General features: G+C 63.7%; 9 protein-coding genes and 1 pseudogene. 5 read left to right on the forward strand and 5 right to left on the reverse strand.

From position 1 onward, the window contains the following. Window positions 1–22: 22 nt before the first annotated feature. Genes Q8K09_RS15310 through Q8K09_RS15325 form a run of 4 tightly spaced genes read right to left on the reverse strand, consistent with a single transcriptional unit; the run spans window position 23 to window position 3,097 of the window. Window positions 23–802 (reverse strand): ATP-binding cassette domain-containing protein, encoded by a 780-nt coding sequence (locus Q8K09_RS15310; RefSeq protein WP_305255842.1) that lies wholly within the window; start codon window positions 800–802, stop codon window positions 23–25. Then, window positions 799–1,542: an ABC transporter permease gene (locus tag Q8K09_RS15315; RefSeq protein WP_305255843.1), complete on the reverse strand. Its 744-nt coding sequence runs from the start codon at window positions 1,540–1,542 to the stop codon at window positions 799–801. Before Q8K09_RS15315 ends, Q8K09_RS15310 begins: the two co-directional genes overlap by 4 nt. Beyond that, window positions 1,539–2,264, reverse strand: coding sequence for an ABC transporter permease (locus tag Q8K09_RS15320; protein WP_305255844.1), 726 nt, complete (start codon window positions 2,262–2,264; stop codon window positions 1,539–1,541). The genes Q8K09_RS15315 and Q8K09_RS15320 overlap by 4 nt, the downstream gene beginning before the upstream one ends. A gap of 41 nt (window positions 2,265–2,305) precedes the next feature. Beyond that, a complete protein-coding gene (locus Q8K09_RS15325) occupies window positions 2,306–3,097 on the reverse strand; it encodes an ABC transporter substrate-binding protein (RefSeq protein ID WP_305255845.1) in 792 nt (263 codons plus the stop codon). Between the two features lie 666 nt (window positions 3,098–3,763). On the opposite strand from Q8K09_RS15325, the gene rhlB reads away from it, so the two are divergent. The 3 genes from rhlB to Q8K09_RS15340 all read left to right on the forward strand — a co-directional run bounded on the left by rhlB (window position 3,764) and on the right by Q8K09_RS15340 (window position 9,609). Continuing rightward, the gene (rhlB, locus tag Q8K09_RS15330) at window positions 3,764–5,230 is read left to right on the forward strand and encodes an ATP-dependent RNA helicase RhlB (protein WP_370869551.1); all 1,467 of its coding nucleotides are present in this window, start codon (window positions 3,764–3,766) and stop codon (window positions 5,228–5,230) included. A 408-nt stretch (window positions 5,231–5,638) separates the two neighbouring features. Next, entirely contained in the window at window positions 5,639–7,300 is a 1,662-nt protein-coding gene (locus tag Q8K09_RS15335) for a VRR-NUC domain-containing protein (protein WP_305255847.1), read from the forward strand. Further along, window positions 7,297–9,609, forward strand: coding sequence for an ATP-dependent DNA helicase (locus Q8K09_RS15340; RefSeq protein ID WP_370869552.1), 2,313 nt, complete (start codon window positions 7,297–7,299; stop codon window positions 9,607–9,609). Before Q8K09_RS15335 ends, Q8K09_RS15340 begins: the two co-directional genes overlap by 4 nt. A gap of 127 nt (window positions 9,610–9,736) precedes the next feature. On the opposite strand, the gene Q8K09_RS15345 is transcribed toward Q8K09_RS15340, so the two are convergent. After that, window positions 9,737–10,174 (reverse strand): HIT family protein, encoded by a 438-nt coding sequence (locus Q8K09_RS15345; RefSeq protein ID WP_305255848.1) that lies wholly within the window; start codon window positions 10,172–10,174, stop codon window positions 9,737–9,739. Window positions 10,175–10,338: 164 nt separating this feature from the next. Here Q8K09_RS15345 and Q8K09_RS15350 point away from each other — a divergent pair. Both Q8K09_RS15350 and Q8K09_RS15355 read left to right on the forward strand, forming a co-directional pair. Continuing rightward, a pseudogene (locus tag Q8K09_RS15350) lies at window positions 10,339–10,545 on the forward strand (glutathione S-transferase); the annotation flags it as partial. A 165-nt stretch (window positions 10,546–10,710) separates the two neighbouring features. After that, complete coding sequence (locus tag Q8K09_RS15355; protein WP_305255849.1) at window positions 10,711–11,283, forward strand: hypothetical protein; 573 nt, start codon at window positions 10,711–10,713, stop codon at window positions 11,281–11,283. The last annotated feature ends 58 nt before the right edge of the window (window positions 11,284–11,341 follow it).

Here is an 11,341-nt window from a genome sequence, read left to right on the forward strand (position 1 = left end):
TTGGTGGTGCGCACGGCAGACCCTACGTCGTCGCCAACAGGCGGCGCAGGTTGTCCGATTGCGGGGCGTTGAACAACTGCTCGGGGCTGCCCTGCTCCTCGATTTGGCCCTGGTGCAGGTACACCACCTTTGACGACACCTCGCGGGCGAAGCGCATTTCGTGGGTAACCATGATCATGGTGCGGCCTTCCTCGGCCAGCTCGCGGATCACCAGCAGCACCTCGCCCACCAGCTCCGGGTCCAGGGCCGAGGTGGGCTCATCGAACAGCATCACTTCCGGGTCCATGGCCAGGGCGCGGGCGATGGCCACCCGCTGCTTCTGCCCGCCGGACAGGCAGTCGGGGTACATCTGGCATTTCTCCAGCATGCCGACCCGGGCCAGCAGCTTCTTCGCCTGGACCTCCACATCTATACGGTTGCGCTTATGCACCAGGCAGGGACCGAGCATCACATTTTCCAGCACGGTCATATGCGACCACAGGTTGAACGACTGGAAGACCATGGCCAGGCGCGCGCGCACCCGCTCGATCTGCCGCTGAAAGCGCCGCGAGCGCCCGCCACGGCGGTTGGTGCCCAACTCCAGCTCCTCGCCATCCACGCGCAGGCAACCACTGTCGGGGAACTCCAGCAGGTTCATGCAGCGCAGCAGGGTGCTCTTGCCCGAGCCGCTGGAGCCGATGATGCTGATCACATCGTGCTTCTCGGCGGTCAGCGAAACGCCCTTGAGCACCGCGATCCCAGCGAAGGATTTGTACAGGTTCTCCACCTGCAGGGCGGCCGTATGGGGGATGCTTGCAGTCATGGCGACACTCCAGTGGAAACCCGCTTTGCGGCGGGCGCTGTGGCAGCGGATGGGGCTTGGCGCACCCGCTGGTGGCGGGTCAGTCGGTGTTCCAGGCAGCGCCAGAGCCAGACGAAGGCGCCGGTCATCAGCAGGTAAAGCAGCGCCGCCCACAAGTACACGGTCAGGTCGAAGGTCTGCGAGAAGATGCGCCGGGTCTGCCCCATCACATCCAGCAGGGTGATCACGCTGACCACCGCGCTACCCTTGAGCAACAGGATTATCTCGTTGCCCAGGGCCGGAAAGGCAATGCGGTAGGCATTGGGCAGGATGATGGTGCGGTACAGGTTAAAGCGCGAAAGGCCCATGGCCACGCCCGCCTCGATCTGCCCATAAGGCACGGCGCGCAGACCGCCACGCAGGATCTCCACCTGATAGGCCGTGGAATTCAGGACGAAGGTCAGCAGCGCGCAGTAGTAGGGGTCGCGGAAGAACCACCAGAGCCCCAACTGGCTTAGCTCGGCGCGGAACTGCCCCGAGCCGTAATACACCAGAAATAGCTGAGCCAGCAGCGGCGTGCCGCGAAAGAACGAGACGTACAAGCGAATTGGCCAACGCAACAGGCCGCGCTCGCCACAGCGGGCGATGGCCAGAGGCAAGGCCAGGGCACAGGCCAGCAGCGCGGCGATCACGGTGAGCTGCAAGGTCAGGCCGGCACCGGCCAGCAATTGACCTGAGAAACGCGCAAGGTCATCCATCATGATGCCAGGCCTCCCGTACGGTAGCCGCGATTGGCGCGGCGCTCCATACGACCCAGCAGATACTCGCAGAGCAGGCAAACCAGCCAGTAGACCAAGCACACTACCAAGAAGAACAAAAACGGCTTCTTGGTGGCGCCCACGGCGATATTGGCCATGCGCATCAGGTCACTGAGGGCGATCACCGAGACCAAGGCGGTGTCCTTGAGTAGATTGATCCACAGATTGCCCAGCCCCGGCAGAGCCAGGCGCAGCAGTTGCGGCAGCTCGATCACCCGGAAGATGGTCAACCGGCGCAGGCCCATGGCCTCACCCGCCTCGCGCTGTCCGCCGTCCAAGGCCTGCCAGGCACCGCGCCAGACTTCGCTGGAATAGGCGGCAAAGACCAGACCAAGGGCCAGTACCCCGGCGATGAAGGGGCTTAGCGCAAGATGGCCGGCATCAGGGTTATACCAGCGCAACAGGGCGTTCAGACCCATGCCCACACCGTGATAGATGATAAACAGGGTCAGCAGCTCAGGCAGGCCGCGCAGAGTAGTGCTGAAAGCCAAAGCCAGAGCCCGCGCAGGGCGAGCACCGAACAGCGCCAGCGCCGCTACTGCCAAGCCCAACAACAGGCCGAGCGGCAAGGTCGCCAGGGCCAGAGCCAGGGTTATCCCAAGGCCCTGCAGCAACTCGTCGCCCCAGCCGGCGTCGCCGAAGCTGAGATAGGTGAGCCAGTCCATAACAGATCCTCTTCGGGTTCAGCGAGTCAGCAGCGCTTGGCTCACTGCTCCAGGGTCAGCAGGTTGACCGAGAAGAACTTGTCGTTGATGGCTTGGTAGGTGCCGTCGGCGATGATCGAGGCCAGGGCCTGGTTAAGTCGCTGACGCAGCGCTTCGTCCTCCTTGCGCAGCGCCATGCCGACACCCTCGCCGACATATTTCGGGTCGCTGATTGGCGCGCCTGCCATACGGCAGCAGCTGCCATCGGCGGATTTCAGGGTCCAGTCGAGCATCGGGATCATGTCGCCGACCTGGGCGTCCAGACGTCCGGAGACCAGATCCAGGTTCACCGCATCCTGGGTCGGATACAGGCGAACGTCGGAGTCAGGGAACATGGCCATCAGGTAATCGGCCTGGGTGGTCGCACCCTGGGCACCGATGGTCTTGCCGGCCAGGGCGGCGGGGCTGAAGTCGGTAAGGTCGGAATCCTTGGCCACCACGAATGTCATCGCCGATTTCTGGTAGGGGTCGCTGAAGGCGACCTTCTGCCGACGCTCCTCGGTGATAAACATCGAGGCGATCACCACGTCGTACTTGCGCCCCAGCAGCGCGGGGATGATGCCGTCCCAGTCCTGAGCCACCAGGCTGCACTTGGCCTGCATACGCTCACACAAGGCTTTGCCGATCTCGATATCGAAGCCGGCCAACTGGCCGTCGGCGGTGTAGTAGTTGAACGGTGGATAGGCACCTTCGGTGGCCAGACGCAGGGTTGGGCCTTCGGCGGCCTGGGCGGCAGCGAACGGCAGGGCACCGAGGCCGGCACAGAGCAACAGGGAGCGGAGAGTCTTATTCATCTTGTTTTCCTCTGGAATCAGGGTTCGCTGTGAAGCCGGCCGTAACCCGCAAGCCCACGTCACATCGCACTGGATGACCAATCGATCACCGCCGCGAAACAAGAATCCGCCCGCACCTCGCATTTATCAAATGTATATTTATTATGTTATGCATAATCCTGAGCTATGCATTTATCTCCAGAAGCCTTGCTCTCGTAGGCCTTCACTCAAGGCGGCACCAAGCTGTCTAACCGTACTTGATGCGGATGACGCGGACCTCGCAGGCCCATGGCAATGCAGCCATTACCCTGGAGCTTTGCCCGCAGACCACCTACGGCGTCGCAGATGCCTCCTCCCTCGCAGGAAACATCGACGCTCTGCAGCGCTTCAGCGAGACCCGCAACCTGAAGCGGATGATCGAGCTAGCGCCAGGTTTGGCAGGAGGGACAGAGCTAAAAGCGCCGCAAGGGTGCCTGTGCCTGCCGCTGCGGTCAGCCGTTCTGCGCTCACGCCCCCGCATGGAGCAGGCAATGGTGCAACTGCTTCTATAGCGCATGAAATGATCGAAAACTCACAGCCTCTAAAACCAGCAAGGACGCGCCGACCGCACCTGACAGCCATGGCACTACGCCGCACCGGCTTCTTGCTTTACACTGGCAACCGTTCACTCCTTAACCAATTGACGAGATGACCGTGCTCAAAGCACTCAAGAAAATGTTCGGCAAAGCCGAGGGCGAGCAGCCCAGCCCAACTAGCACGTCTGCTTCGCCAACCACGCCCCATAGCGGCGACACCCACCACCAGCAATCCAGCCGCCCGGCCAAGCCCCAGACTGCGGCCAGCGATACCGACAGCGAATCTGCGGTGGCGGTCAACCCAGAAAAATCAACCGTCAAGACCGACAAACCCCGGCGCCAGCGTGCAGCCAAACCGGTCGACACCTGGAAGCTGGAAGACTTCGCGGTCGAGCCGGCCGAAGGCAAGACCCGCTTCCATGATTTCAAGCTCTCTCCCGAGCTGATGCATGCGGTTCACGACCTGGGCTTCCCCTACTGCACGCCGATCCAGGCACAGGTGCTGGGTTTCACCCTCAAGGGCCAAGACGCCATTGGCCGTGCTCAGACCGGTACTGGCAAAACCGCCGCCTTTCTGGTCTCGATCATCACCCAGCTCCAGCAGACCCCGCCGCCGAAAGAGCGCTACATGGGCGAGCCGCGCGCGCTGATCATCGCGCCAACCCGCGAACTGGTGGTGCAGATCGCCAAGGACGCCGCGGACCTGACCAAATACACCGGGCTCAACGTGATGAGCTTCGTCGGCGGCATGGACTTCGACAAACAGCTCAAACTGCTTGAGTCGCGCTATTGCGACATCCTGGTAGCGACTCCGGGCCGCCTGCTCGACTTCAACCAGCGCGGCGAAGTGCACCTGGACATGGTCGAGGTGATGGTGCTCGACGAAGCCGACCGCATGCTCGACATGGGCTTTATCCCCCAGGTACGGCAGATCATCCGCCAGACCCCACCGAAGAACGAGCGTCAGACCCTGCTGTTCTCCGCCACCTTCACCGAAGACGTGATGAACCTGGCCAAGCAGTGGACCACCGATCCGGCCATCGTCGAGATCGAGTCGGACAACGTCGCCAGCGACACCGTCGAGCAGCACGTCTACATGGTCGCCTCCAGCGACAAGTACAAGCTGCTGTATAACCTGATCGCGCAGAACGACTGGGTTCGGGTGATGGTCTTCGCCAACCGCAAGGACGAAGTGCGGCGCATCGAAGAACGCCTGACCCGCGACGGTATCAGCGCCGTGCAGATGTCCGGCGACGTGCCGCAGCACAAGCGCATCCGCGCCTTGGAAGGCTTCCGCGAAGGCAAGATCCGGGTGATGGTCGCCACCGACGTAGCGGGCCGTGGGATTCACGTCGACGCCATCAGTCACGTGATCAACTACACCCTGCCGGACCTGCCGGACGACTATGTGCACCGCATCGGGCGTACCGGCCGTGCCGGCGCCAGTGGCACCTCGATCAGCTTCGCCAGTGAAAACGACGCCTACGCCCTGCCACCGATTGAACAACTGCTGGGGCGCAAGATCGACTGCGAGATGCCACCGGAAGTGCTGCTCAAACCGGTGCCGCACAAGCACTAAGCGCGACGCTACAAGAAACAGGCGAAGCCCAGCGGCTTCGCCTTTTTTATTGGCTGTGTAGCAATAGCGTGTTGCGTTCAGTTATCGCCACAGCATTTGAGGTGGTCCGGGCCTGTAGGGTGCACCGTGCGCACCCGTGTTCGTTGCCTGCGTTGGTGCGCACGGCCTGGGCGGCCCCGCGTCACCCTACCCGTTGCCAGCTATGCGAAAAGGGCTTAGGCCTGAATCTCCCATGCAACACGCTATTGGGACAGCGCCTTTTTATAGGCTGTCTGCTGCAGCAATGAGAGGGGTCGGCGGCGATCCATTCCAGCCCTTCAATGCTGCATATTCAACGGCGCCGGGCTAAAGCAAATCACCGCCTAGCATCTGCTCGTTGCAAAGCACGCGCTGCGCTGATATCTGTATATGCAAACAGTATTCGGTTTCCCCATGCAGCCTCAGCTCGACCCCAGCCTGTATTACCTGTCCAACTTCCATAAAGCCCTGGCCTGGCTCCGGGAGCGTCATCACGACCTGTTGCTGGCCGAGGAGCAGGCATTCCTGCAGCACTTCGGTGAACTGGCGCTGCCCAGCCAGGCACTGCTGGTGCGGATGATCATGCGCAAGGGCAGACATTTTCGCGCCAGCAAGCTGGCCTACGCGGAGATCGGCTGCCCGCAGCACGCCGCCCAGGCGCTGCTGGACGCCGGCTGGATCCGGCATGACGCCGACCTGGCACTAGCGGAGCTGTTCGAGCTGTTGCGCAAGGAGGAGCTGCTCGACACCTTCGACGCGCGCGCGCACAAAACCTTGAAGAAACCCGAACTGCTCGCTCAGTTGGCCGCTGAGCACAACGAAGCCCGCAGCTTCGCCGCTTGGTGCCCACGGCTGGACGAGCATATTTATAGCGTGGCCATCGATCCGCTTTGCGAGCGCCTGCGCCTGATGTTTTTCGGCAACCTGCAGCAGGACTGGTCGGAATTTGTCCTCGCCGATCTCGGCATCTTCCGTTACGAACCGGTCGCCCTGAGTGCAGACTCCAGGGTATTTCGCCAGCGCGAAGAAGTGGACTGCTACCTGGCGCTGCAGCGCTGCCGCGAACGTGGCGAGGCTGGCGAGCCGGTCGCCGAGGTGCTGCAACAGATCGCCGCGCTGGACTGCAGCACCGCCTTTCTCAGCATGCGCCGGGCCAAGCTGCTGTTTCGCCTGGGCCAGCACATGGAGCGCGCCGGCGAACTGGAACACGCCCTGACCTGCTATGCCGAGTGCCAATTTGCCGGTGCCCGCCTGCGCCGTATCCGCATGCTGGAGCGCCTGGGTCGTAGCGCCGAAGCCCACTCACTGGCCAGCCAAGCCGCCGCTGCAGTGGAAAACGAGGCCGAGGCGCAAGGCTTGGAACGCATGCTGCCGCGCCTCAGCCGTCAGCTCGGCCTGACACCACCGCCCAAGCCGAAGCCGCCCGCGCCGGCCCGTCTCGATCTGTGCCTGCCACGGCCTGTCGCACAGAGCGTCGAATACGCGGTCAAGCTGCACCTGAGCGAACCGGATGCACCTGTGCACTATGTCGAAAACAGCCTGATCTGCAGCCTGTTCGGCCTGCTCTGCTGGCCGGCTATTTTTGCCCCACTGCCAGGCGCCTTCTTCCACCCGTTTCAGAGCCGCCCGCTGGACCTGCTCAGTGCCGATTTCCGGGCGCGCCGCGCCGAGCTGTTCAGCGCCTGCCTGGCGCAGCTTGATTCAGACGCCTACAAAGAGGTGATCCGCCAGACCTATAGCGACAAGTACGGCATCCAGTCGCCCTTCGTGTTCTGGGCCGCGCTCGACCGAGAGCTGCTGGACCAGGCGCTCGACTGCCTGCCGGTAGCGCACCTGCAGGCCTGGTTCCTGCGCCTGCTGGACGATATCAAGGCCAACCGCGCCGGCATGCCCGACCTGATCCAGTTCTGGCCGGCGCAGCAGCGCTACCGAATGATCGAGGTCAAAGGCCCCGGCGACCGCCTGCAGGACAACCAGCGCCGCTGGCTGGCGTTCTGCGCCGAGCACGGCATGCCGGTGGACGTCTGCTACGTGCAATGGGCCGACGCATGAGCCAACAGCTCATCAAATACCAGGTCGCGGTGCGCGCGTTGTGCGAGTTCACGGCCAAGGTCGGCGACCTGGATCTGCGTTTTACCCCCTCGCCCACCGCCCAGGAAGGCATGACCGGCCACGCCATCGTGGTCGCCCGACGCGGCCCTGGTTACCAGGCAGAGCTGCCGCTCGCCGGCGACTACCAAGGCCTGCAGGTGCGCGGCCGCGCCGATGGCTATGACCCGCACGACAACCGTCTGGAAGAAATCAAGACCCACCGCGGCGACATCGCGCGTATCCCGGAAAACCACCGGTTGCTGCATTGGGCCCAGGCCAAGGTCTATGGCTGGCTGCTATGCCAGCAACAAGGTCTGGCCGAAATCGACTTGGCGGTGGTCTATTTCAACGTCCTCAGCCAGCACGAAACCGCTTTCCATCAGCGCTGCAGTGCCGATGAGCTGCGTGGGTTCTTCGAGCTGCAGTGCAGCCTTTTCATCGCCTGGGCCGAACACGAGCGCGCGCATCGCCTGTTGCGCAATCAGGCACTGCAGCGCCTGCGTTTTCCCCATCAGCAGTTTCGCAGCGGCCAGCGCCAGCTGGCCGAGTCGGTGTACCGCGCCGCCCGCGACGGCCACAGCCTGATGGCCCAGGCCACCACCGGCATCGGCAAGACCCTCGGCACCCTGTTTCCGCAGCTAAAGGCCTTCCCCGAGCAGGAACTGGATCGCCTGTTCTTCCTCACCGCCAAGACTCCCGGCCGGCGCCTGGCGCTGGACGCCCTGGCCACCCTGCGCAGTCAGGAAGTCGCGATGCCGCTGCGGGTGCTCGAACACGTCGCCCGCGACAAGGCCTGCGAACACCCGGACAAAGCCTGTCATGGCGACTCCTGCCCGCTGGCCAAGGGCTTCTACGACCGCCTGCCGGCCGCACGCCAGGCCGCGCTGGAACGCCAGTGGCTGAACCAGAGCAGCGTGCGCGAAACCGCGCTGGCGCATCGAATCTGCCCCTACTACCTGAGCCAGGAACTGTGCCGCTGGAGCGATGTGGTGGTCTGCGACTACAACTACTACTTCGACATGGGTGGCTTGCTGCACGGCCTGACCCAGCTCAACGAGTGGCGCGTGACCCTGCTGGTGGACGAGGCGCACAACCTGATCGAACGCGGCCGCGGCATGTACACCGCCGAACTCGAGCAGACCCGTTTCGAGGCCCTCAGGCGCAACGCCCCGCCAGTGATGAAAGGCCCACTGGAGCGGGTCAACCGCCACTGGCAACAGTTACAGCGCGACCAGGAAGCACCCTACCAGGTCTACCCCGCTGCTCCGGACCTGTTCATCATGGCCCTGCAAAAGGCTGTCAGCACCCTCACCGACCACCTTACCGAACAGCCGGCGGACAATGCCGCCGAGCTGCTGCACTTCTACCTGGATGCCATGCTGTTCTGTCGCCTCGCCGAGGCCTTCGACAGCCACTCGCTATTCGACATCAGCCGCACCGACAGCCCCGGCGGGCCTGCCACATCGACCCTGTGCATTCGCAATATAGTGCCGGCGCCCTTCCTCGCCCCGCGCTTCGCCGCCGCCCACAGCTGCACCCTATTCTCCGCGACGCTGAGCCCTGCGCACTACTACGCCGACCTGCTCGGCCTGCCGGAGCAGACGCCCTGGATCGATGTCGAGTCGCCGTTCAGCGCCGCGCAATTGCAGGTGCAGGCGGTCAGCAACCTGTCCACCCGCTTCGCCCACCGCGAGTACTCGCTGGCGCCGATCGCCGCGCTGATGGCGCGCCAGTTCGCCGCACGGCCGGGTAACTACCTGGCTTTCTTCAGCAGCTACGCCTACCTGCGCCTGGTGCTGGATGAGTTCAGCGCCGCCCACCCGCAGATCCCGACCTGGGAACAATCCAGGCAGATGGACGAAGGCCAGCGCCAGGCCTTTCTCGACCGCTTCAGCAGCACCAGCCAGGGCATCGGCTTTGCCGTGCTTGGCGGCGCATTCGGCGAAGGCATCGACCTGCCCGGCGAGCGCCTGATCGGTGCCTTCATCGCCACCCTCGGCCTGCCGCAGATCAACCCGGTCAACGAAGAGATCAAACAGCGCATGCAGGGCATGTTCGGCAACCACCTCGGCTACGACTACACCTACCTCTACCCCGGCCTGCAGAAAGTCGTGCAGGCCGCCGGCCGGGTGATCCGCACCCAGGACGACCAGGGCGTGGTCTACCTGATCGACGACCGTTTCAACCAGCCCGCCATCCGCCGCCTGCTACCGACCTGGTGGCAGGTTGATCGCTGCCGCCTGCCGCTGCTGAGCGAGCCGAGCCTCTAGCCGGCTGCCCAAGAAGATGAGTGTTGTAGTTCTGGGTGGGTTAGCGGCGCCAACCTCCGAACGATCAGGCACCGCCATCGTGGCGCGCTGCGTAACCCACCAGGCGATGCCCATGCGTTGCGCCGGCTCAGCCGCGAAGGCGCTGCACCAGCCGCGCCTGCAGCTGCTCCAGCTCAGTCGGGTCGGCCTTGCTGGTGGCATGAACGCCCATACCCTGGCCGGCGAAGCGCGGGATGATGTGCATATGAATATGGAACACCGTTTGCCCGGCTGGGGCGCCGTTAAACTGCGCCACCTGCACGCCTTCCGGCTGCAACTCGTCTACCAGCACCTGGGCCAGGTGCTGGGCTACCCGTATTAGCTTGCACAGGTTATCCGCATCGATATCGAGGATATTGCGCGCCGCCGCACGCTTGGGGATCACCAGGGTATGACCGAAGGACTGCGGGAACAGGTCGAGGAAGGCGAGCACGTCGTCGTCCTCATACAGCTTGTAGCAGGGGGCCTCGCCACGAATGATCTGGGCAAAGATGTTTTGCGGATCGTAATTGCCATGCAGGCTCATCGGGGTTCTCCATTGCGCTGGGTTAAAGCACGCACCATACCGGTTTGCCCCCGGCGCAGGGAACCATGCACATGCTGCATCAGCCAGGTTGATGCCCACTACTACACCTATCGATTTCCTCGAAGGAACCGATAGGGGTCTTATTACCCCCGAGCAAGGCCCAGCGCCTGGAGGCTCGCCAGTGGATCATGGGCGACAGCTACAGCATCGCCGACATCGCCACCTTCCCCTGGGTGCGCAACCTGATCGGCTTCTATGCAGCTGGCGAACTGGTGCAGATCGAGCGCTTCGCCAACGTCACCCGCGCACTGGACGCCTTCCTCTCGCGCCCGGCGGTGATCCGCGGGCTGGCCATCCCTACCCGCGACTGAGAGGTTGTGAAAAAACTCCCGCCTACTGCGACCGCCTCAAAACGCCCGCTGCTGGCGTTGCGCTACGGCGCTCGATATTTTCACAACCTCTGAGACCCGGGGTGCGCAGGCGACCGGCTACAGGTATCGTCTGCGCACCGCTGTTATCCAGGATCTGTCTGCCCCATGCGCAAACGCCCTCTGCACACCGCTATCCTCTGCGCCGTCGCATTTTACGCGGCGGCCACCCAGGCCAAGGTCGAGGTCGACGCCGCGCAGCAGCACAGCCTCGGGCAGGTGCTGGCCGCCAGGATCTCCGAGGACATCGCCCCCGGCGACTACGAAGCCCTGATCAAAGGCCTGCGTGCCAACCCCGGCAAATTCACCCGCAAGATCGTGCTGCTCGACAGTATCGGCGGCAGCGCCCCCGAAGCCATGCGCATCGGCCGCCTGCTGCGCGAAACCGGTTTCGAGGTCCTGGTGCCCACTGGCGGCGTCTGCCAGGGCAGCTGCATCTACCTGCTGGCCGCCGGCCACAAGAAGACCGTCAGCGGCCATGTCGGCCTGCACCGCCCCTACTTCCCTGCCGGCGATTCGGCTCGGGCGCAGGCCGCCCACCGGGGCCAGCACTACAGCCCGGCGGCCTATTTCCGCGAAATGAATGTCTCCAGTCGCCTGGCGGACGAGATGCAGCGCATCACACCGCACCGGATGCGCGTGCTCTCGACCGAGGAGTTGCTAGGTTACGGACTGAATTGACTCTGCTCGCGTTCAGGCAGCCCAGGCTGCCATGGGTGGAAAGGCGTTGCGGCTTCCC

Origin of the sequence: Pseudomonas sp., assembly GCF_030683065.1 — a bacterium.
Lineage (GTDB): Bacteria > Pseudomonadota > Gammaproteobacteria > Pseudomonadales > Pseudomonadaceae > Aquipseudomonas.